The organism is Enterovibrio paralichthyis (assembly GCF_019209835.1).
GTDB lineage: Bacteria > Pseudomonadota > Gammaproteobacteria > Enterobacterales > Vibrionaceae > Enterovibrio > Enterovibrio paralichthyis.
On the sequence record NZ_JAHUTS010000004.1, the window covers coordinates 140,055 to 161,000 of the forward strand.

General features: G+C 50.9%; 18 protein-coding genes, 5 tRNA genes and 1 riboswitch. Of the genes, 10 read left to right on the top strand and 13 right to left on the bottom strand.

All coding sequences use genetic code 11. The annotated features are described in order from the left end of the window. Position 1: 1 nt before the first annotated feature. The 8 genes from rsxC to KU854_RS06680 form a co-directional block, all read right to left on the bottom strand. Positions 2 to 2,380, bottom strand: a complete 2,379-nt coding sequence (gene rsxC, locus KU854_RS06645; RefSeq protein ID WP_218357650.1) for an electron transport complex subunit RsxC — start codon at positions 2,378 to 2,380, stop codon at positions 2 to 4. Beyond that, positions 2,377 to 2,961, bottom strand: coding sequence for an electron transport complex subunit RsxB (gene rsxB / locus KU854_RS06650; RefSeq protein ID WP_218357651.1), 585 nt, complete (start codon positions 2,959 to 2,961; stop codon positions 2,377 to 2,379). The genes rsxC and rsxB overlap by 4 nt, the downstream gene beginning before the upstream one ends. Further along, on the bottom strand, positions 2,961 to 3,542 hold the full coding sequence (rsxA, locus tag KU854_RS06655; protein WP_218357652.1) for an electron transport complex subunit RsxA: 582 nt from the start codon (positions 3,540 to 3,542) through the stop codon (positions 2,961 to 2,963). Before rsxA ends, rsxB begins: the two co-directional genes overlap by 1 nt. Positions 3,543 to 4,101: 559 nt before the next feature. After that, positions 4,102 to 4,177, bottom strand: a tRNA-Asn gene (locus KU854_RS06660). 41 nt (positions 4,178 to 4,218) lie between these two features. Continuing rightward, a tRNA-Asn gene (locus KU854_RS06665) sits at positions 4,219 to 4,294 on the bottom strand. Between the two features lie 41 nt (positions 4,295 to 4,335). Further along, positions 4,336 to 4,423, bottom strand: a tRNA-Asn gene (locus KU854_RS06670). A gap of 41 nt (positions 4,424 to 4,464) precedes the next feature. Then, positions 4,465 to 4,540, bottom strand: a tRNA-Asn gene (locus tag KU854_RS06675). 43 nt (positions 4,541 to 4,583) lie between these two features. Continuing rightward, positions 4,584 to 4,659: transfer RNA gene (locus tag KU854_RS06680), tRNA-Asn, on the bottom strand. A 728-nt stretch (positions 4,660 to 5,387) separates the two neighbouring features. Here KU854_RS06680 and KU854_RS06685 point away from each other — a divergent pair. Further along, the gene (locus KU854_RS06685; RefSeq protein ID WP_218357653.1) at positions 5,388 to 6,155 is read left to right on the top strand and encodes a class II aldolase/adducin family protein; all 768 of its coding nucleotides are present in this window, start codon (positions 5,388 to 5,390) and stop codon (positions 6,153 to 6,155) included. A 28-nt stretch (positions 6,156 to 6,183) separates the two neighbouring features. After that, on the top strand, positions 6,184 to 7,359 hold the full coding sequence (locus tag KU854_RS06690; RefSeq protein ID WP_218357654.1) for a mandelate racemase/muconate lactonizing enzyme family protein: 1,176 nt from the start codon (positions 6,184 to 6,186) through the stop codon (positions 7,357 to 7,359). Between the two features lie 48 nt (positions 7,360 to 7,407). Here KU854_RS06690 and KU854_RS06695 read toward each other — a convergent pair whose 3' ends face one another. Beyond that, positions 7,408 to 8,256 (bottom strand): amidohydrolase family protein, encoded by an 849-nt coding sequence (locus tag KU854_RS06695; RefSeq protein ID WP_255555448.1) that lies wholly within the window; start codon positions 8,254 to 8,256, stop codon positions 7,408 to 7,410. Continuing rightward, on the bottom strand, positions 8,256 to 8,984 hold the full coding sequence (locus KU854_RS06700) for an SDR family NAD(P)-dependent oxidoreductase (protein WP_218357655.1): 729 nt from the start codon (positions 8,982 to 8,984) through the stop codon (positions 8,256 to 8,258). Before KU854_RS06700 ends, KU854_RS06695 begins: the two co-directional genes overlap by 1 nt. A gap of 177 nt (positions 8,985 to 9,161) precedes the next feature. Here KU854_RS06700 and uvrB point away from each other — a divergent pair, with 177 nt between their 5' ends. The 3 genes from uvrB (at position 9,162) to KU854_RS06715 (ending at position 13,304) form a co-directional block, all read left to right on the top strand. Next, positions 9,162 to 11,186 (top strand): excinuclease ABC subunit UvrB, encoded by a 2,025-nt coding sequence (gene uvrB, locus KU854_RS06705; RefSeq protein ID WP_218357656.1) that lies wholly within the window; start codon positions 9,162 to 9,164, stop codon positions 11,184 to 11,186. Between the two features lie 300 nt (positions 11,187 to 11,486). Continuing rightward, on the top strand, positions 11,487 to 12,941 hold the full coding sequence (gene luxO, locus KU854_RS06710) for a quorum-sensing sigma-54 dependent transcriptional regulator LuxO (protein ID WP_218357657.1): 1,455 nt from the start codon (positions 11,487 to 11,489) through the stop codon (positions 12,939 to 12,941). A gap of 3 nt (positions 12,942 to 12,944) precedes the next feature. Continuing rightward, entirely contained in the window at positions 12,945 to 13,304 is a 360-nt protein-coding gene (locus KU854_RS06715; RefSeq protein WP_054779869.1) for an Hpt domain-containing protein, read from the top strand. On the opposite strand, the gene yvcK is transcribed toward KU854_RS06715, so the two are convergent. Next, entirely contained in the window at positions 13,266 to 14,159 is an 894-nt protein-coding gene (yvcK, locus tag KU854_RS06720) for a uridine diphosphate-N-acetylglucosamine-binding protein YvcK (RefSeq protein ID WP_218357658.1), read from the bottom strand. The genes KU854_RS06715 and yvcK overlap by 39 nt on opposite strands. A 155-nt stretch (positions 14,160 to 14,314) precedes the next feature. Then, positions 14,315 to 14,881, bottom strand: a complete 567-nt coding sequence (locus tag KU854_RS06725) for an LON peptidase substrate-binding domain-containing protein (protein WP_255555449.1) — start codon at positions 14,879 to 14,881, stop codon at positions 14,315 to 14,317. Positions 14,882 to 15,368: 487 nt separating this feature from the next. Beyond that, a riboswitch (molybdenum cofactor riboswitch) is annotated at positions 15,369 to 15,504 on the top strand. Here KU854_RS06725 and moaA point away from each other — a divergent pair. The 5 genes from moaA (at position 15,493) to moaE (ending at position 18,196) form a co-directional block, all read left to right on the top strand. Then, on the top strand, positions 15,493 to 16,479 hold the full coding sequence (moaA, locus tag KU854_RS06730) for a GTP 3',8-cyclase MoaA (RefSeq protein ID WP_218357659.1): 987 nt from the start codon (positions 15,493 to 15,495) through the stop codon (positions 16,477 to 16,479). (Overlaps the previous riboswitch by 12 nt.) Positions 16,480 to 16,515: 36 nt before the next feature. Then, positions 16,516 to 17,028 carry a molybdenum cofactor biosynthesis protein B gene (gene moaB, locus KU854_RS06735; RefSeq protein ID WP_054779866.1) on the top strand — a complete coding sequence of 171 codons (513 nt, stop codon included), beginning with the start codon at positions 16,516 to 16,518 and terminating at the stop codon, positions 17,026 to 17,028. Between the two features lie 3 nt (positions 17,029 to 17,031). Further along, a complete protein-coding gene (gene moaC, locus KU854_RS06740) occupies positions 17,032 to 17,511 on the top strand; it encodes a cyclic pyranopterin monophosphate synthase MoaC (RefSeq protein ID WP_218357660.1) in 480 nt (159 codons plus the stop codon). Continuing rightward, positions 17,508 to 17,753, top strand: coding sequence for a molybdopterin synthase sulfur carrier subunit (gene moaD, locus KU854_RS06745; RefSeq protein WP_218357661.1), 246 nt, complete (start codon positions 17,508 to 17,510; stop codon positions 17,751 to 17,753). The genes moaC and moaD overlap by 4 nt, the downstream gene beginning before the upstream one ends. A gap of 2 nt (positions 17,754 to 17,755) precedes the next feature. Then, positions 17,756 to 18,196 carry a molybdopterin synthase catalytic subunit MoaE gene (gene moaE / locus KU854_RS06750; RefSeq protein WP_218357662.1) on the top strand — a complete coding sequence of 147 codons (441 nt, stop codon included), beginning with the start codon at positions 17,756 to 17,758 and terminating at the stop codon, positions 18,194 to 18,196. Positions 18,197 to 18,260: 64 nt separating this feature from the next. Here moaE and KU854_RS06755 read toward each other — a convergent pair whose 3' ends face one another. After that, complete coding sequence (locus tag KU854_RS06755) at positions 18,261 to 20,789, bottom strand: glycosyl hydrolase family 18 protein (RefSeq protein WP_218357663.1); 2,529 nt, start codon at positions 20,787 to 20,789, stop codon at positions 18,261 to 18,263. Positions 20,790 to 20,946: the final 157 nt, after the last annotated feature.

A 20,946-nucleotide genomic window follows, 5' to 3' on the forward strand; every position in this document is an offset into this window, starting at 1 on the left:
GTTACTCTTCCTCACTATTGTTCTTTGCTTGCGCGGCTTTGCGTGCCTTGGCACGGGCAATCGCAGCGGCAACAGCAGCTTTCTTTGGGTCTTCTTCTGCTGGTGGTGGTTCAACGGCTTGCGGCTCGTCTTGTGCTTCAGCTTGTTGCGCGGCTTTACGCGCCTTGGCGCGGGCGACGGCAGCAGCAACGGCAGCTTTCTTCGGATCTTCCTCCGCAGCCGGTGTCTCAACAGGCGCTTCGGCCTCGGCTTGTTGCGCGGCTTTACGTGCCTTGGCACGGGCGACGGCAGCAGCAACGGCAGCTTTCTTCGGATCTTCCTCTGCAGCCGGTGTCTCAACAGGCGCTTCGGCCTCGGCTTGTTGCGCGGCTTTACGCGCCTTGGCACGGGCGACGGCAGCAGCAACGGCGGCTTTCTTCGGATCTTCCTCCGCAGCCGGTGCCTCTAAAGGCGCTTCTGCCTCGGCTTGTTGTGCGGCTTTACGTGCCTTGGCACGGGCGACGGCAGCGGCAACGGCGGCTTTCTTCGGATCTTCCTCCGCAGCCGGGGTCTCTACAGGCGCTTCAGCCTCGGCTTGTTGCGCTGCTTTGCGTGCCTTGGCGCGTGCGGTAGCTGCAGCGACAGCGTCTTTCTTGTCATCGGTGTTAGCCGGCGCTTCAGATGCGTCTGCCGCTTTTTGCGCTTTCCGCTCACGGGCTTGGCGCTTGCGCTCTTCGCGCAGTTTTGCCATTTCGCTGTTGTCCGGCTCTGCCTGACCTTGAGCGGCAGCTTCAGCCTGCTTGGCTTTCGCTTTAGCGATTGCAGCTGCGACAGCAGGTTTCATTGCTGTAACGCCGCTGCCCTGATCTGATTTTGCTTTCACGCGGGCAATGGCTGCGGCAATGGCGTCACCATCGCCGGATTTTTCCATCGCTTTACGCCGGTTTTCTGCCGCCTGCTTATGGCGTTCTTCACGCTGTTTCTTGTCACGCTCAAGGCGGGCTTTTTTGGCTTCAAAGCGCTCTTTAGCACGTTCGGCGGCCTGTTGCTCTGCATCACGGGCGCGGATTTCGGACTTAGCCTGACGGTAATACTGCACCAGCGGGATTTCACTTGGGCACACATAGGCACAGGCACCACATTCGATGCAGTCAAACAGGTTGTATTCTTCGCACTTGTCGTAGTCGCTGTCTTTGGCATACCACTGAAGCTGTTGAGGCAGCAGTGATGCAGGGCAGGCTTCTGCACAGGCACTACAACGGATACATGCCATTTCTCCGTCTGAAGGGGCGATCTCTCGGCGGCTAGGCACCAGTACACAGTTGGTGACCTTGGTGACCGGTACATTGGTGTGGGGAATGGTAAAGCCCATCATAGGGCCGCCAATGATCACGCGCTCGAGTTTTTTATCTGGCTGATAACCGTGTTTTTCTAACAGGAAACGAACCGGTGTGCCCAACAATGCCCAACGGTTGCATTGGGATTTGAGGGTTGTGCCGGTCAGGGTGACTACACGCTCAATCAAAGGCTCGCCATCAATCACTGCGCGCTTGATTGCGAATACAGTGCCGACGTTTTGCATCATCACACCAATGGCGACCGGAATCGCTTTGGCAGGCACTTCTTTACCGGTGATAAGTTTGATCAGCTGTTTCTCACCGCCAGACGGATATTTGGTCGGCACGACCTGAACCAGAATATCGCTGCGCGAGCCCAGAGCCTGTTTCAGCGCGGCAATGGCTTCCGGTTTGTTGTCCTCAAGCGCAATAACGGTCAGCTTGGGGCTGACGATATGGTTGAGCACCTCGACACCTTGAATGATGTCGGCAGCGTATTCCTGCATCAAACGGTCATCCGCGGTAATGTAAGGCTCACATTCCGCACCATTGATGATGAGGATTTCAGTACGGGCATGACCGGTTTGCAGCTTGCGTGCTGTTGGGAAACCGGCGCCTCCCATACCTGCTATGCCCATCAGGCGAACATGGTCGATGACGGCTTCGTCACTCATTTCCCGGTAGTTAGCCAGCAGTTTTTTTTCGCCCCACTTATCCTCGAAATCCGGGCGGATCACGATACAGGTATCAGTCAATCCCGACGCATGGGCAATGGTGCGGGGCTCAATGGCGATCACTTCACCGGATGTAGGCGCGTGAATAGGGCAGCTTTGCAGAAAGTCCGATTTGGTCAGCGGTTCGCCTTTCAGCACTTTATCGCCAACACTCACCAGGATTTGTCCTGCTGTACCGATGTGCTGTTTGGTCGGTAATACGATCTCTGCCGGAATTTCTGCTGGCAGGATATTGGTTTCGCTGGACTGGCGTTTGTTTTCTGGCGGATGGATCCCGCCATGAAAATCCCAGACACGGCCTTGGCGAATTTGTTCTATTAAGCTGTTCATGCTTGTTTTTCTCCCTTCACTTCTTCAGCAGGGAGTTGAACCACCGGGATTTGGTTTAGTTGCCATTTCCAGGTTTCAGGCGTGGTTTGAACTGGGATCATTTCAATACAGTCAGTCGGGCAAGGTGCGACGCAGAGGTCACAGCCAGTACATTCTTCTTTAATAACGGTGTGAATTGCTTTGGTGCTGCCAACAATGGCATCAACCGGACAAGCCTGGATACATTTTGTGCAACCAATACAATCGTTCTCATGGATGAAAGCAACTTTCTTCAGGCTTTTTTCTTCATCGTGGGCAGACTCAGTGGCTTCTACACCCATCAGATCTGCCAGCTTTTCAATGGTTGGCTGGCCGCCAGGCGGACATTTGTTGATAGCATCGCCATTGGCAATCGCTTCTGCATAAGGACGACAACCAGGGTAACCACACTGGCCGCACTGGGTTTGCGGCAAAATAGCATCGATTTGATCGACAATTGGGTCAGCTTCGACCTTAAATCGGATAGAGGCAAAACCGAGTAAAACACCAAAAATGGCAGCGAGGGCGGCAATAGCTAATACCGCGATCAGAATACCTGTCATTACAGTTTCACCAACCCAGTAAAGCCCATGAATGCAAGAGACATTAAACCTGCCGTGATCATTGCTATAGACGCACCACGAAACGGTTGTGGGACATCTGCGGCAGCTATGCGTTCACGCATCGCTGCAAACAACACCAGAACCAGCGCAAAACCGGCCGCTGCACCAAAGCCATAAATTATGGATTCGATAAAGTTGTGACGCTCATTGATGTTCAGCAGCGCGACACCCAAAACAGCACAGTTTGTCGTGATAAGTGGCAGGAATATTCCCAGCAGCCTGTAAAGCGTTGGGCTGGTTTTGTGCACTACCATTTCAGTGAATTGCACGACCACTGCGATAACGAGGATAAACGCCAATGTGCGCAGGTATTCCAGCCCTAGTGGTGCCAAAATGTACGTTTCTACAAGGTACGCACTCACTGAAGCCAGTGTCAGGACAAATGTGGTCGCCAAGCCCATACCGATTGCGGTCTCCAGCTTTTTGGAAACTCCCATAAACGGACAAAGGCCAAGAAACTTCACCAGAACAAAGTTATTGACCAAAACGGTGCCGACGAGAAGCAGTAAATACTCAGTCATGCCAATCTTCGAATTTTTTAAAGAGATCTTTGTATTATCGGCCTTTGACGCGGCTATAACAACAGATTGTGGGAAGGGTTTTTCACCAAAACCGAAATAATGGACAAACTTTGAGCCGTTAAATACAGCGATTTACAGTTCGGTTAACTGCTCGCAACAGTTCTCGATTTTGAACGCTGGTTGTATGGCGCTAGGGAAAGGCACGTTTGAAGAGGGCGTTCAGCTACCACGCCTTTTCTGTCACTATGGCTCAAAAGCGCGGAGCGGTGAAATCCAGGTAAAAAAATCCCAGTCCGAAGACTAGGATTTCAAAAGTGGCTCCCCCTGCGAGAGTTGACGGGGACGCCTAGTTGGGGCCGCCCAGGCTTGCGACATCAGCGCGAAGCGGTGAATTTCAGGCAAAAAAAATCCCAGTCCGAAGACTAGGATTCTAAAAGTGGCTCCCCCTGCGAGAGTTGACGGGGACGCCTAGTTGGGGCCGCCCAGGCTTGCGACATCAGCGCGAAGCGGTGAGTTTCAGGCAAAAAAAATCCCAGTCCGAAGACTAGGATTCTAAAAGTGGCTCCCCCTGCAAGACTTGAACTTGCGACATACGGATTAACAGTCCGCCGTTCTACCGACTGAACTAAGGGGGAACAGATTTTTGTGATTCACCGCCGCGGCGATGTATCGAAAGTGGCTCCCCCTGCAAGACTTGAACTTGCGACATACGGATTAACAGTCCGCCGTTCTACCGACTGAACTAAGGGGGAACAGATTTTAGTGATTCACCGCCGTGGCGATGTATCGAAAGTGGCTCCCCTGCAAGACTTAACGGGGCCGCCTAGGCTTGCGACATACGGATTAACAGTCCGCCGTTCTACCGACTGAACTAAGGGGGAACAGATTTTAGTGATTCACCGCCGTGGCGATGTATCGAAAGTGGCTCCCCCTGCAAGACTTGAACTTGCGACATACGGATTAACAGTCCGCCGTTCTACCGACTGAACTAAGGGGGAACAGATTTTTTTTGATTCACCGCCGTGGCGATGTATCTGAAAGTGGCTCCCCCTGCAAGACTTGAACTTGCGACATACGGATTAACAGTCCGCCGTTCTACCGACTGAACTAAGGGGGAATTGCTGAAAGCGGGGCGAATCTTAGCTATCGCCCCCAAGGCTGTCAACTCCCGAAACACCACAAATTCGTGATTTTAAATCATCTGCTTATTGTGCGATCAAGGTTGGGTGCTTTTTTGCACTAACAGGTATATATGGAGAGAGTTTTTATTTGGATCTCTCCGTTTTTAGCCCGTCAGAAATACACAGAGCGGTCTGCAAAGAGGAATGCGCTTTCTGTGGCTTTACCAGGAGGGTATTCGCTGGGAGAAACGCAAAATTCAAGCTAGCGGTTAGATTGGTTACTTTGTGACCTTTGTCGCGAGCTGGCTTGGCTGATTTGGGTCTCATAACGCTCTGGCGCACAAAATTTCGGCGGTGAAATACTGTGATGTAGCTCTCATTGGTGGTTTTGCTGTGTGATTCGTCGATTTCACTGAGAAATTACTAAAAATGGATTGACTTTTGTTGTCGCTCTCCAGTTCTGAGTCCAACGAGGTTACCCACAAAATCTGTGGATAACTATGTTAATCACAGAGATTGCCCCTGTTTTGAGTGCATAACAAATGCGCTAAAGCGGGCAGGAAAGCTAACGTTGCTCAAAACTTCAGCTATCGAAGTGGTGATAACCTGATTCTTGTGATGTTGGAGTGTTGAATACATCTCTTGTTGCGTGATTGTGGTTTAATTGCGTGAATTCAGTAAATGAGACAAGCTAGGACAGCACAAAACGAAAAGGAAGACGATATTGGACACATTACCCAAGCTTAGCCTTAAAGGAAAAGTGAGTGAGACAGAGTGGCAGCGTCGCATCGATTTGGCGGCATGCTATCGCCTTGTGGCAAACATGGGGTGGGACGATCTTATTTACACCCACCTGTCTTTACGCATACCGGACACCGACACTTACTTGGTCAATGCATTCGGCGTGGCGTTCGATGAAGTGACAGCGTCAAACCTGGTTAAAGTCGACTTGGACGGCAATATCCTCGATGACACGCCTTTTTCTATCAATCCAGCGGGCTTCACAATCCATAGTGCGATTCATGAAGTGCGCCCAGATGCCCACTGTGTCATCCATCTGCACACGAATGAAACTATCGCGGTGGCGACACAAAAAGAGGGACTATTGCCGCTCAGTCAATATTCTATGTTTTCGATGCCTTCGCTTTCTTACCATGCCTATGAAGGTTTGGCAGTGAATGCGGCTGAGCGGAAACGGCTACAGGATGACTTGGGCAATACCAACCATATGCTGTTGGTCAATCATGGTGGATTAACCCTGGGTCCAACAGTGGGCGATGCATTTATGCGGTTTTACGATTTGCAGCGTGCTTGTGAGGTTCAGTTGATGCTTCAGTCTGCTGGAAAAGAGAACGTTGCTGTGCCGCAGTCTATTCAGGACAACATCTTTGCTCAGGCAAATATTGTGCATTCCGGTGCTACCGGTGGCCAGAAAGCGTGGCCTTCGTTACTGCGTAAGGCATGGCGTTTAGACCCAAGTTTTATGGAATAAAAGAAAGCGTTAATTTTGGAGACCAAGGATGAAAGTCACCTCTGTAGAAATTTTTGATATTCATTGCCCGGAGCGCCCGCCGTGGAATCCGGTATTTGTGCGCATTCATACCGATGAGGGGATCAGCGGCGTCGGTGAGGCTGGCCTGGCCTATGACCTCGGCCACAGCGCTGCGGCCAACATGATCAAAGAGATGGCAGAAGCTTTTTTGATTGGCCATGACCCTTTCCAGACTGAAAAGCTTTGGTCGCGCATGTTGCGAGAGAGTTTCTGGGGCTTAGGTGGCGGGCCGGTTGTTTATGCGGCTATGAGCGCGATTGATACTGCGCTTTGGGATATAAAAGGTAAAGCGCTTGGCCTTCCGGTTTATCAGCTTCTTGGTGGCAAAGTGAATGACAAGTTACGCACTTATGCCTCCCAGCTTCAATTTGACTGGGATAAAGAGTTCAAAGCGCTCCACCTGCCTGAGCAATATGCGGAAGCGGCATTGAAAGCAATCGCAGAAGGCTATGATGCGGTAAAAGTTGACCCCATCATGTATGACAAAGACGGCAACACCTATTACGAGCGCACCAAAATCATTTCCCGTGCTGAAATGAAACTCTATCGTGCCCGTATGCGAGCGATTCGTGAGGCGGTGGGTGATGAAGTGGATATTATTTTTGAATGCCACAGTCTGCCGGGTGCCACGACAGCTATCCAGCTCGGAGAGATTGCCGAAGAGTTTGACTGTATGTATTACGAAGAGCCGGTGAACTATCTCAACCATTCCCTGCACAAGAAAGTGGCTGACCGTGTCAATGTGCCGATTGCCGGTGGTGAGCGTCTTTATAACCGCTGGGGTGTAAGGCCTTATCTGGAAGATCAAAGTGTGGATGTGCTGCAGCCAGACATTGGGCTTTGCGGCGGTTTTACGGAGACCAAAAAGGTGTGCGATTACGCTGATATCTTTGATGTTCGCATTCAGGCACATGTTTGTGGTGGGCCTGTTGCAACGGCGGCGTCATTGCACCTTGAAACGGCCATTCCTAACTTCCTTATCCATGAACATCACACCTATGCGATTAAGTCGTGGAACCGTGAACTTTGTATTCAGGATCCGCAGCCTGTGAATGGTTTCTTTGAAGTGTCCGAAGCGCCGGGTATCGGTATTGAATTGAATGACGAAGTGGTGATGCACTCTCCGCACTTGATCGTGAAGTAATTTGCTACAGTAAATGCAAAACAACCCGCCAGAGTGCGGGTTGTTTTTTTAGAAGCGGTAGAAACCAAATGCGTTGTCATGTACCAGTTTGTCCAACGTCTGAGGCGTTAGATTTAGCTGGGCATAATCCTGCCAGAGCACGTTGTAAGGGGTACGAAAGAGCGTTAGCGGAAAGTTGCTCGCCAACATCACCCTGTCTTCACCAAACACTTCAATCAGGGTCTGGATCACGTTGGCAATTTCACCCGGTGGAAAAGCACGGTCACACATTTCCCAGCCAGACGCTTTCACATAGAGATTGGGCAACGCAGCCAGCCGGCCAATATTGCTTTTCCAACTGCCGGTATTCGCCAGCGGCGGGAAACCCGCGTGGTTCAGGGCTATCTTCAGCGCAGGCAGGTCAGCAGCTGCAGAAACAAAGGCGTTTACGGCGTCATCATCTTTCGCATCAAACTGGGCTTCGAAAATCAGCCCTTCCTTTTCAAGATGCGCGAGATTACGCAGTACCTGCGTATCATTCAAAAGCCGCGACGCATCCTCATCCAGAATATGGCGAACCCCAACGAAAGATTTAAAACCGGATAGGCGTGATACCTGAGATTCAAAAGCAGTGTCCGGCAGTGTGAGATCCGCGCTAGCGATGGCGCGAAACGGCTGGTGACAGCTTCGTTCCAGCCATTCAATTTCCCGCCAGGGCGCGTCATTATCAAACCCGGCTTCTACATGAACAAACCCAGCCAAAGAGAATGGGGGCGCCAGAACCACATCGCGCTCTGTGAAATCGCGCTGGATACGCGGTTTGTCAGGCCAAAACGGTGGATTCTCCGTTTTCAGCCAACCGTAATTACCTTCGCTGAGCGAGAACAGGTGAAGATGGGGATCGATAATTTTTATCATCATTGCGCCGTATAGCCGCCATCGACAGCGTGCAGACTGCCTGTGATAAAACTGGCTTTATCGCTTGCCAGAAAAACCACCAGATTCGCGATTTCTTCAGGTTGGGCGATACGACCCAATGGCTGCAGCTTTCCTTCTTCCGCGTGCACGGCTGCTTTGTCTGCTCCTGAGCGCTCGCAGTAAGCGTCGATTGCTTTGTGATAAAGAGGGGTTTCAGTGGTGCCAGCGCAGATAGCATTCGCACGGATGTTGTACTTGGCATAATCCAGCGCCGTAGTTTTCGCCATGGAAGCAATTGCATGTTTGCTGAGGTTGTAGGCGAAAGAGTTGTTTTTAGCGACTGTGCACTGATCGGAGCCTAGCAATACAATGCTACCGTTTTTGGCGTCTTTCATCGTGGGCAGGCAGGCACGGATGGCGTGGTACGCGCCTTTCACATTGATGTTCATCACGCGGTCAAAATCGGCTTCACTGGTATTTTCAATGGTTGAGCTGAAGTGAATACCCGCGTTGCAAACCAAAGCATCTATTCTCTCTTCTTTATCTAGGATCTGGGTGATAGCCGAATTCACCGCATCAGCCGAAGTGACATCACAGCCGATCCACTCGCCAGTTGGCCCTTGTTGGATATCAAGGCTGTACACTGTGTAGTTCTCTGCCATCAAACCTTCAACCACGGCAAGACCAATACCGGCTGCGCCACCGGTTACTACTGCCACTTTTTTCATCCTAATCCTCAGTATTTCGTTCTGACAGCCATTGTCTGCCATTTGTAGTATGGAGGAGATCTTCTGCGTCAGGAGGGGGTGTGTCAACAACTCCGAGTCTTGTCAGTATCTTGTCAGTTGACTTAGGGAAGTGAGAGCGGAAAATGAGTGCTTTAACGATTGAGCCACGGAAGCATCATGGGTAAGACTTTCAAACTGCATTCACCGTTCAAACCGTCGGGAGACCAACCCACGGCGATCAACCAGTTGCTGGAGGGCCTGGATTCCGGACTGGCACACCAGACTTTGCTGGGGGTAACGGGGTCGGGCAAGACCTACACCATGGCGAATGTCATCGCAGAAGCGGGACGGCCTACCATGATCCTTGCACCCAACAAAACGCTGGCGGCGCAGCTTTACGGTGAAATGCGGGAGTTCTTTCCGGAAAATGCCGTGGAGTATTTCGTTTCTTACTACGACTACTACCAGCCAGAAGCTTACGTGCCGGCGTCCGATACCTTTATCGAGAAAGATGCCTCCATCAACGAGCATGTCGAGCAGATGCGATTGTCTGCCACCAAAGCGCTGATGGAACGCCGTGATGTCGTGATTGTGGCGTCGGTGTCTGCTATCTATGGTCTGGGCGATCCGGACTCTTACCTGAAAATGATGCTGCACCTTCGCCGCGGTGACATGATTGACCAGCGCGACATGTTACGCCGCCTTGCGGAGCTTCAGTATACCCGCAACGATCAAGCATTTACCCGCGGTACATTCCGGGTTCGCGGCGAGGTGATTGATGTTTTCCCGGCAGAATCTGACCGTGACGCTATTCGAGTTGAACTCTTTGACGGAGAAGTGGAAAACATCAGTGTGTTTGACCCGCTGACAGGCGCAATCTCAGAGCGCAATCTCCCCAGGGCGACGATTTATCCCAAAACGCACTATGTTACACCGCGCGAAAAAATCCTTGATGCAATTGAGCAGATCAAAGTTGAGCTTGTTGATCGCAAACAGGTGTTGCTGGACAACAACAAACTGATTGAAGAGCAGCGTATTTCCCAGCGCACGCTGTTCGATTTAGAAATGATGCAGGAGCTGGGTTACTGCTCAGGGATCGAAAACTATTCACGTTACCTCAGTGGCCGAAACGACGGCGAGCCACCACCGACCTTGTTTGACTATCTGCCCGCGGATGGCTTGTTGATCATCGACGAATCCCACGTGACTGTGCCACAGATCGGCGCCATGTATAAAGGCGACCGTTCGCGTAAGGAAACCCTGGTGGAGTACGGTTTCCGTCTTCCGTCGGCGCTGGATAACCGTCCGTTGAAATTTGATGAGTTTGAAGCGCTGGCGCCGCAGACTATTTATGTGTCGGCTACACCGGGTAAATATGAACTGGAAAAATCAGACGGTGAAATTGCCGATCAGGTCGTGCGTCCTACCGGTCTTCTTGACCCGGAAGTGGAAGTGCGTCCGGTGTCTACCCAGGTGGATGATTTGCTGTCTGAAATACGGATCCGTACAGCAATCAACGAGCGTGTGTTGGTGACGACACTGACAAAACGCATGGCGGAAGATTTAACCGAATATCTGGAAGAACACGATGTCCGCGTCCGTTACCTGCACTCGGATATTGATACAGTGGAGCGCGTGGAGATTATCCGTGACTTGCGGTTGGGAGAGTTTGACGTGTTGGTAGGGATCAACTTGCTGCGGGAAGGTTTGGATATGCCGGAAGTCTCGCTGGTTGCCATTCTTGATGCAGATAAAGAGGGTTTCCTGCGTTCAGACCGTTCACTGATCCAGACCATTGGCCGTGCTGCGCGAAACCTCAATGGTAAAGCTATTCTTTACGGTGACAGGATTACCGGATCAATGCAGCGTGCGATTGAGGAAACTGAACGCCGCCGTGCTAAACAGGAAGCCCACAATGCTGAGCATGGCATTGTGCCGCAAAAACTGAACAAGAAAATTGCCGATGTAATGGAGTTGGGTGGCAAACGTAAGCCGCATAAACCGAAAGTGTCTACATCACTTAAGGCAGTCGCTGAAGAAGATGCTGCCTATATCGCCAAGTCGCCACAGCAGATCGAAGCCCGTATCCAGAAACTGGAAGCTCAGATGTACGAAGCGGCACAAAACCTCGAGTTCGAGACAGCAGCGGGGCTGCGAGATGAGATTGCAGAGCTGCGGAATTTGTTCATTCAGAACAGCTAAAAAAAAGCCAACCGGAAATTAGTCGGTTGGCTGTCTTGTTTCAGTGAACGAAGTGCTCACAAACAACGTCAGTTGGCTAGGTGACCCAAGAAGGGTCGAGAAATATAATGCATATAACATGCCAACTTTTTTGACACAAAACATAGTAAATTCAGGCGACTAGCATTATCGTATTTGCAAATTCTTTTGCATTTTGCAATGCAAAACGCGGCGATAGTGCTTTAAATCTGCAAATCAGCGTTATACTTAAAGCAGATTTTTTGGAAAAGTATTTTTTTAGGGAGCAATGGCGGGGGTCAAATGCTAGATGCTGGGGGCAAAAAACGCATACTGATGGTCGAGGATACGGCTTCAGTGGCGGCGCTATACAAATCTTATCTCAATCCACTTGATGTAGAAGTGGAGATCGCCACCACCGGGCAGGAGGCCATTAACAGTTTTGCTGCAGGCCAGACTTTCGCGCTGGTATTGCTGGATTTGCGCTTACCGGATATCTCCGGTTTCGATGTGTTGTCCGAATTCAGGAAATATCACCCTGATGTGCCCGTGGTGATTATGACAGCACATGGTTCTGTTGATGCGGCGGTGGAAGCCATGCGTTATGGCGCGAGCGATTTCCTTATCAAGCCTTGTGAAGCTGACCTGTTACGCGTAACGGTCAACAATGCGCTTAAACCGAAGAGCAATTTGCGGGTGCAGCCTGCTGAAGGGTCCTATTACGGGTTTATTGGCCAAAGTGTGCCGATGCAGGCGGTTTACCGTGTCATTGACTCGGCAGCGCCCAGCAAGGCGACCGTGTTTATTACCGGCGAAAGTGGTACCGGTAAAGAGGTGTGCGCAGAAGCGGTTCATGCTGCAAGTACCCGTGCCAAAAAGCCTTTTGTTGCGATTAACTGCGCCGCTATTCCCAAGGACTTGATTGAAAGCGAACTGTTCGGTCACATGAAAGGGGCGTTCACTGGTGCGGCTTCTGAACGTGAAGGTGCGGCCGAGTTGGCAGATGGCGGTACCCTGTTCCTGGATGAAATTTGCGAAATGGATTTGGATCTCCAGTCCAAGTTGCTGCGTTTTATCCAGACCGGTACGTTCCAGAAAGTTGGCTCTTCCAGGGTGAAGCAGGTGGATGTTCGCTTTATTTGTGCAACCAACCGCGATCCTTGGGAAGAAGTGCAAAAAGGAAACTTCCGTGAAGACCTTTATTATCGTCTTCACGTTATCCCCTTGGGTCTGCCTCCGCTCCGTGACCGCGGAGATGACGTTGTAGAAATCGCACAGTCGCTGTTGTTGATGTTCGCGATGGAAGAGGGTAAAGACTTCCGAAGCTTCGACGAGGAAGTGACCCGCCGGTTGCTGAATTACGATTGGCCGGGTAACGTCAGACAGCTTCAAAACGTGATCCGCAATATCGTCGTGCTACACAATGGGCGGGAAGTCACAGAATTTATGCTCCCGCCACCTTTAAACACAGTTTCTGGTGTCAAAATTGCATCAGCGTCACAAAGAAGTAGTGCGCAAGACTCTCTCTCGCAGCCTCGCGAAGAAAGTTTTGCCGCAGCCTCTGCGATGTTGAAACAAGGTGCAGTGACAAAAGCTGACATAGAACCCTTGTGGTTGGTTGAAAAGCGCGCTATTCAAATCGCGATTGATGCCTGTGATGGGAATATTCCTCAGGCGGCGGGTTTGTTAGAAGTCAGCCCTTCAACGATTTATCGCAAGCTGCAAAGTTGGCAAGAATCACAAGAAAAAAGGAACTAGTTTATGGCGTCGACGGTGAACCATGATACGTTGCGGCGGCTGGCAGCAGAGGTCGGGGAAGAGACAGTGTCTTCCTTACTTGTTGTGTTTAGTGATGAACTGGCTCGCTATTCCAATCAACTTTCAGATGCCCCTACAGCGCTGAAAGTACGCGATATCAGCCACGCAATTAAGAGTAGTGCAGCGAGCTTTGGTGCTGATGAGTTGGCAGAGTTGGCACGCGAATGTGAATCCCGCGTAAAGTTGGGTCAGGAAGCATGGGTGCAAGACCAACTGCCGCGCCTGACCTCAATGCTGGAAGGTACAGCCTCTCACTATAAAGCGTTAGCCAGTGAGCAAAACCTGATTAATCGCCTGGGATAGCTTATCCCTGTCATGGCGCCACTGATGGTTGGCAGACGCCAAGTCTGTCACCATCTGATGGTAGCCTTCGTCGATGTCAGCCGTGTCTGGCCCCAGCACCACATCGATACGCCTTCCCCCCATAGAACGCTCACACCAGCTCAGCATCTTTTCCAATGACATTTGACCGGCAGGACCATTTTCTTTATCCAGGTTACGGATAAAAATCACTTTGGCTTGGGTTTGTTTCAACGCACGGCTGATTTCCGGCAACAGTAGTGGCGGCATGATACTGGTCAGAAAGCTGCCTGGTCCCAGAATCACTAAATCGGCTTCCTGAATGGCGAATACCGCTTCTTTGGTAGCTGGCACGACAGGCTCCAGTAGCAGTCTGGCTGGTGGTTCATCCAGTTCATCAACATTGGTTTCGCCGGAAATTAACTCACCAAAGCGGGTTTGAGCGGCCAAATCTGCAGGGTGCTCTGACATTGGTACAATCTGGGTTGGCACTTTCAGCATGTCACGAATGAGGTTTATAGCCTCCAGCGGACGGATAGAGAGATTATCCAGTGCGGTCAGCATGAGGTTACCCAGGTTGTGACCGTCGAGTTCGCCATTTCCTTTGAAGCGGTATTCAAAGATCATTGAGCCAATGGACGGTTCAGTGATCAGCTGATTGATGCAGTTACGGGTATCACCCCAGGCAATGCCACCCTGACAGGCACGGATTCGACCGGTTGAACCGCCGTTATCTGTGGTGGTTACAATGCCGGTGACATGTTCACCGTGATCGCTTAGCGCAGAAAGAACTCGCCCCAAACCATGACCGCCACCAATTGCGACGATTTTTGGTTGTTTCTGTTTTTTTGATTTCATTGTGCTGCTTTATTTGGGGAACTCGCTTCAATAATACGGCATCACTCGCAAAACCAGGTGGTTTCATCACAAATTGATGTGTGTTTTTTATTTCTGATCACGCAAAGATTAAAAAAAGACCAGCTTTTACGCTGGTCTTTTCAGGAAGAGGGGGATCAGTGCGGGTCTTTCATCAGACTGAGCAGGTATTCCGCCGTATCTGTACAGGTGTGTGCTGCCATCAACACCTGTTTTTCGCTGGCGGGAATGGGAAGCAGTTCCAACCAGCGCTGACAAAGCCAGGTGAGATTGTCAAAGTTAGGCTGTTTGTGCAGAGAACTGAGTTCTGGATAACGCTCAAACATAATCAGCAAGCGCTCGGCAAGTGGTGCCGCATCGTTGCTGACTTCGCGTTGAGGCCAAGCGGGGAGTGCCTGACAGCGCGCTTCAACGATGCCGCTTTCGTTTTCTCGAATACCGTCGATGACAAAACTTTCCTTGCCACACACAATGATGGTTAGAACACCTTCGTTTTGTGACATGTGAAAATCTTCGATAGTTACACGCGTGCCAATGCCGGCACCGATTGGGCTGGTTTCATCCATACAGACGCCCAAGTCGAGGCCATTTCTCATGGCGTATTTTACGGTTTCCAGCTGCGCACCTTGTGTGATGCGCAGTGGTAGACGACCCTCTGGGAGAATGTGTCGGTTATTGAACAGGATCGGCAATGTTGTTGTCATGGTGAGCTCCCTTCCGGGTGGCGAAGCCGGATACATCCGTGCAATTTTCCGCCACCATCTTATTTGGTTTATTTTATCGGGACTACTTAGATACCGTTGTCATACAACCCTGTTGTAGCAATTTCAATGCCTGCTAAATAACCGTTTGATTTATCGAATTTTGCAGAACGTCCGTTGCAAAATGCATTTTGAAATTGCGACATCCAGTCCGTGTTTTTGCAAAGATAGAACGGGTTTACTGCTCACCGTCTTTGGAACACCTGATCGGGTAATGCAGAGATTTTTGCCTGTATTGAAATCCCACAAGAAGATTGCGGGTCAATTGTGCTTGAAGGTTGTCCCACAGATCTGTTTGTGTTTTGAGACGGTGACAAAATAGTTAAAAGTCAGGCGCTACTGCATAAAAGTGTAGGACGATTCTTGTTAGCGAAGGCGTTCTTTTGCTAGATTACAGGGTACGCGTGCTGAAAGTGACAGTCTCACTGAAGTGCGTAAATAACTCCGAAGCCTGCTTTGCTAAGTTCGCCAGAATAGGGGATGCAGGCCGTGACATAACGTCACCAGGGCGATCATAGAAATGTGCTCGTCTCCCGTATTTGGAAAGGTGTTTAGTGTCTGTTCAATTTGAAGATTCCTTTCATCGCAAGTTTTATTACTTGCGATTGTCCATTACTGACGTTTGTAACTTCCGCTGCACTTATTGTCTGCCGGAAGGGTATAAGCCTGCAGGTAAGAATTCCGGCTTCCTGACACTCGATGAATTGCATCGGGTAGTTACTGCGTTTTCGCATTGTGGTACCAGCAAAGTCCGTATTACTGGCGGTGAGCCTACGCTTCGCCGTGATTTTACTGACGTGGTTGCCATGATTGCGGCGCAAGATGGCATCAAGAAAGTGGCCATGACCACTAACGGTTACCGTCTTGAAAAGAACGCCCAACAATGGCGGGATGCAGGGTTAACCAATATCAATGTCAGTGTGGACAGTCTTGATCCGCGCATGTTTCACCAAATCACTGGCGAGAACAAATTCCATCAGGTTATGCGTGGCATTGATGCTGCGTTTGATGCGGGATTTGAGCAGGTGAAAGTGAACGCTGTGCTGTTGAAGAACCTGAACAGCGGCGAATTGCCCGCTTTCCTCAACTGGATTAAAGACCGACCGATACAGCTGCGTTTTATTGAGCTGATGCAGACCGGCGATATGGACTCCCTTTTCGAACAACATCATCAGTCTGGTGTCTCGGTCAGAAACCATCTCATCGCCAATGGTTGGATTATGAAAGTCCGGGACCAAAACGACGGCCCTGCGGAAGTATTCTGTCACCCGGATTATCAGGGTGAAATCGGGCTTATCATGCCCTACAAAAAAGATTTCTGTTCCTCATGCAACCGCCTGCGCGTTTCTGCGCTGGGTAAACTGCACATGTGCCTGTTTGGCGACTACGGTGTCGATCTGCGTGACCTGCTTCAGGATAACGCGCAAGAGGAGGCATTGGTCGCACGCATTCAAGGTGAATTGTTGAACAAGAAACAAAGCCATTTTCTCGACCAGGGGCATACGGGTATGACGCCGCACCTGGCATCTATTGGCGGTTAACCCCGCACCAGATCAATTCGTTGAGGTTCAAATTTTATGGGTCACGCTGTTACTGCTTTTTCACCGGCAAAAATTGCTGTTCTGACGGTTTCTGATACGCGCACTGAAGAAAATGACACATCAGGAAAGTTCCTGGTTGATGCGCTGACAGAAGCGGGTCACACCCTTGCTGACAAGCAAATTGTGATTGATGATGTTTACAAAATCCGCGCGGTGGTTTCCCAATGGATTGCGGACGAAAACGTTCAGGCGGTAATGATCACCGGTGGTACGGGCTTTACTTCCCGCGACAGCACGCCGGAAGCACTGAAACCACTGTTCGACAAAGAAGTGGAAGGCTTTGGTGAGCTGTTCCGCGCGATCTCATTCCAGGAGATTGGCACGTCGACTATCCAGTCACGAGCGATTGCAGGCTTTGCCAACCATACCGTGATTTTTGCAATGCCGGGCTCAACCGGTGCGTGCCGCACTGGCTGGAATGGCATCATCAAGCAACAGCTGGATGCGAGCCACCGCCCATGTAACTTCATGCCACACCTGGGTCAATAGTCCATGACAGGCTTTACACACATTAATGCTTCTGGTGAAGCAAATATGGTTGATGTATCGGGCAAGGCTGAAACGGTGCGCGAAGCACGTGCAGAAGCGTATGTGGATATGGCACCTGAAACACTGGCACTGATTGTTTCGGGCAAACACCACAAAGGTGATGTGTTTGCCACTGCACGTATCGCAGGTATCCAGGCGGCCAAACGCACATGGGATTTGATTCCTCTGTGTCACCCACTGATGCTGACCAAAGTGGAAGTCTCTTTGGAAGCGCTCCCTGAAACCTCGCAGGTACGCATTGAATCGGTTTGCAAGCTGTCCGGGAAAACCGGCGTTGAGATGGAAGCCCTAACAGCGGCGTCTGTCGCTGCGCTGACCATTTACGACATGTGTAAAGCCGTACAGAAAGACATGGTGATCGGCCAGGTTCGACTGCTTGAAAAAACCGGCGGAAAATCAGGACATTTTAAGGTGGAATCATGATCCAGGTTCTCTTTTTTGCTCAGGTTAAAGAGTTGGTGGGCGAGAGTCGACTGGCACTCGATGGTGACTTTGCGTCGGCGGAAGAGATCCGCCAACACCTTGCTGCAAAAGGTGATAAGTGGGCATTGGCGTTGGAGTCCGGAAAACTGCTGGTGGCAATCAACCAGACGATTTCAGACCTGTCTGCACCGGTAAAGCCGGGTGATGAAGTGGCATTTTTCCCACCTGTGACGGGAGGTTAACCGTGATTTCTGTTCAGGTTGACGACTTTTCTGTTGCGGAAGAATACGCGCGGCTGAACGATTGCCATGGCGACGGTGCTGTGGTCACATTCGTTGGCAAAGTGCGGGACATGAACCTGGGTGACAATGTGACCGGACTGACGCTGGAGCACTACCCGGGCATGACGGAAAAGTCACTGACCGAAATCTGCGAGCAGGCAAAATCACGTTGGCCATTAACCTATGTGCGTGTCATCCACCGAGTTGGTGCACTCGATATTGGCGATCAAATTGTGTTTGTCGGTGTCTCCAGTGCCCACCGCAATGCAGCATTTGAAGCATGCGAGTTCATCATGGATTACCTTAAAACCCGTGCGCCATTCTGGAAGAAAGAGCGTCTGGTTGATGATGAGCGTTGGGTTGAAGTCCGTGACAGTGACCAGGACGCTGCAAAGCGCTGGTAACTGTCTGTCACTAAACAAAAAAAAGGGATGCAATGCATCCCTTTTTGATTTCCGCTTTCAGTGCTTATTGGCAGTTAGCCGCACCCAGCGTTTTCCATACACCCCATTGACCGGTAGTGCCTGGCTCTTCATTGGTTGTCCACCACTTGGCTTCATACTCCGTGCCTTTGTGGGTAACCACATTGCCGCCGGTATAGACTTGACCTTCTTTCCATGCGTTGTCACAGGTAGGGTCAACCGGGCCTTCGGTTTTCAGAACAGTCACACGAACTGCAGCGCTGTCGGTCAGTTCCCCATCCGATACAACAACCGAGAAATCAAATGCGGTATCAACATCATACTCACCGGCGATGAAGGTCAGTGTTGCGCCATTTTCTGTGGCATTGATCGACGCAGGGTATGACCACTTATATGTCAGTGAATCGTTTTCAGCGTCTGTAGAGCCGCTGGCATCCACGAGTACAACTTGACCTGCTTTCACGGTTGCCGGAGCGCTGATAGCGGCTTTTGGCGCGGTGTTTACAGGGTCAACCGGGCCTGACTCTGCTTTTGCATTCACCACAACCGTGTCGGTTGCTGTCGCACCGTCGTCGTCCGTCACAGTCAGTGAGAACACAAAACGGGTGTCAACAGCAACAGCTGGAATGTCAGCCGATGCTGAAACCGCATTTGCGCCAGTCAGGGAAACGGCAGGACCCGCAGTTTGCTTCCAGCTGTAGGAGACAATTCGGCCATCAGAGTCTGATGATAGCGAACCACTCAGGGCGACAGTACCAGCGGCGTTAACGGTAACATCTGAACCGGCATTTGCTGTTGGTGCTTTGTTCACAGGCGGACGTGGGTCAGTCGCCAGTGATTCCTGCATTGCATTCAGGATATCGCCGTTATCGGCATCGATTTCCCAGGCAAACAGACCGGCGAAGTTGTTCTGACGAACATATGCGCCTTTGGCCATTACAGAGCGCTTGTCATCATAAGTGATCAGATCGCCATTCGATGGATCGTATACCCAAGGGGCTTCTGCTTGCTGATCGTAGCCTTTGATAACGCTCGGTTTGTTGAGGTACTTGGTCACGATATCTTTGTAGTCGATAACACCCGCTTCCCAAGAGCCTGCAACCTTACCATTGCCCACACCCGTCATTGGGTTGGTTGGGTCTGACATGCTTGCTTCTGTCACGCCCGTCCAGCCACGGCCGTACATGGCTGCACCAATAACCATCTTCTCAGGTGGAACGCCTTTTTCAAGCAGCAGGTTCACGCCATTTTTGGTGGTGTAAGCCGGGCCTTTGCGCGGCTTGCCTTCTTCATCCAGGCCTTTACCTGCACATTCGTCTGCAGTCATGTGGCTGCCACAATCAAGGGCTGCCTGGTGACCCACCACATTGTTCCAACCACCGTAGTAGTCGTACGTCATGGCAAAGATGTAGTCCATGTATGGAACGGCATCTACATAGTTAACGTTTGCAATCTTGTCGTAACCGACACCCACTGCAGAGGTCAGCTCGTAAGTGCGGCCAGTTTCTGCGGACAGTTCATCCAACATAGCGCGCAGCTCTTGCATCAGCACTGCATAGGTATCGCCATCTTTAGATGGGTCGCCGAGGTTCGGGTTGGCACCCAGGCCGCCCGGATATTCCCAGTCGATGTCCACGCCATCATAGAATTTCCAGGTTTGCAGGAATTTCTTCACGGAAGCGACAAACTTGTCGCGTTTCGCTTTGTCGCCGAACTCGTAGAAAGGATCAGACAGTGTCCAGCCACCGATAGAAGGCAGGATTTTCAGATCTGGATAACGCTGTTTAAGCGCCATGATCTGTCCATAGGTTCCCTTGTAGGAGGAAGAATAGCTTTGACCCGATTGTGGATGCGGCATCTGAACGGCAGCCCAAGGGTCATGGATAACCACTTCATAATCTGGCAACCCGGCACAGGCGCGGTTAAGCGCAGCAAGGGGACCATCGGCCAGTGAAGGGTTGTTGCCACAAATTGGAACAAAGCCGTAGATAATGTGGGTCAGATTCTGCGCAGGGATTTTGTCGACCGGGAATTTACGCCCATAAACACCCCATTCAACGAAGTAAGCGCCGACGACGGTATTGTCCGGCGTTGTGTAGTTGCCGTTATTCGGATCAACATTCATTGGCAGCGGGTCCAGGTGGCTACCGTCTGTGTCTGCAACAACGATAGGTTTGGCCGCACTTTGGGTACAGGATTGTGCTGCGCCGGTTCCGCTACATAATTCCACCACCATGTCATATTTACCGCCTTTGGCGACCTGAAGCACAGTGGATTCTTTCTGCGTCGCTGACGGTGTGACAGAAGCTTCGTGTACAACCTCGCCATTCAGTAACACACGCCACGAATCGGCGGGTTCACCCGACCAGCGGTCCCAAGTGACTGGAACTTCTGCGTAAGGTTTTACTTTGACCAAGTCTTTGTATGCAGTGGCAGCATCGTTGACTTCAATGATGGCGAAATTGGTTTCCATCCAGGAAATGATAGGAGCGCCCGGCGCAGCGATCGCCGGTGATGATATGGCACTTGCGATAGAGGCCGCTAAAAGCCCCTTGAGAAAAGCCTGTTTGTTCATCTTAATATCCCTCGAAAATTTATTGCGTGAATAAACTATCCAACGCGCGAACAGGAACCGATCTCCGTCGATTCTTGTTCGATAGTTGTAGGGAAAGATAAATTACGCAAAATCAGTGGCTAATGTTTTAGAGACGTGAGAGGAAAATATTTAACCT

Coding starts and splice junctions, on each gene's coding strand:
- yvcK (WP_218357658.1), bottom strand. CDS start 14,159: ATGAAATCAAAAAAACAGAAACAACCAAAAATCGTCGCAATTGGTGGC.
- uvrB (WP_218357656.1), top strand. CDS start 9,162: ATGGGTAAGACTTTCAAACTGCATTCACCGTTCAAACCGTCGGGAGAC.
- luxO (WP_218357657.1), top strand. CDS start 11,487: ATGCTAGATGCTGGGGGCAAAAAACGCATACTGATGGTCGAGGATACG.
- moaB (WP_054779866.1), top strand. CDS start 16,516: ATGGGTCACGCTGTTACTGCTTTTTCACCGGCAAAAATTGCTGTTCTG.
- moaC (WP_218357660.1), top strand. CDS start 17,032: ATGACAGGCTTTACACACATTAATGCTTCTGGTGAAGCAAATATGGTT.
- rsxB (WP_218357651.1), bottom strand. CDS start 2,961: ATGACAGGTATTCTGATCGCGGTATTAGCTATTGCCGCCCTCGCTGCC.
- KU854_RS06690 (WP_218357654.1), top strand. CDS start 6,184: ATGAAAGTCACCTCTGTAGAAATTTTTGATATTCATTGCCCGGAGCGC.
- KU854_RS06700 (WP_218357655.1), bottom strand. CDS start 8,984: ATGAAAAAAGTGGCAGTAGTAACCGGTGGCGCAGCCGGTATTGGTCTT.
- rsxA (WP_218357652.1), bottom strand. CDS start 3,542: ATGACTGAGTATTTACTGCTTCTCGTCGGCACCGTTTTGGTCAATAAC.
- moaD (WP_218357661.1), top strand. CDS start 17,508: ATGATCCAGGTTCTCTTTTTTGCTCAGGTTAAAGAGTTGGTGGGCGAG.
- KU854_RS06695 (WP_255555448.1), bottom strand. CDS start 8,256: ATGATAAAAATTATCGATCCCCATCTTCACCTGTTCTCGCTCAGCGAA.
- KU854_RS06715 (WP_054779869.1), top strand. CDS start 12,945: ATGGCGTCGACGGTGAACCATGATACGTTGCGGCGGCTGGCAGCAGAG.
- KU854_RS06755 (WP_218357663.1), bottom strand. CDS start 20,789: ATGAACAAACAGGCTTTTCTCAAGGGGCTTTTAGCGGCCTCTATCGCA.
- rsxC (WP_218357650.1), bottom strand. CDS start 2,380: ATGAACAGCTTAATAGAACAAATTCGCCAAGGCCGTGTCTGGGATTTT.
- KU854_RS06725 (WP_255555449.1), bottom strand. CDS start 14,881: ATGACAACAACATTGCCGATCCTGTTCAATAACCGACACATTCTCCCA.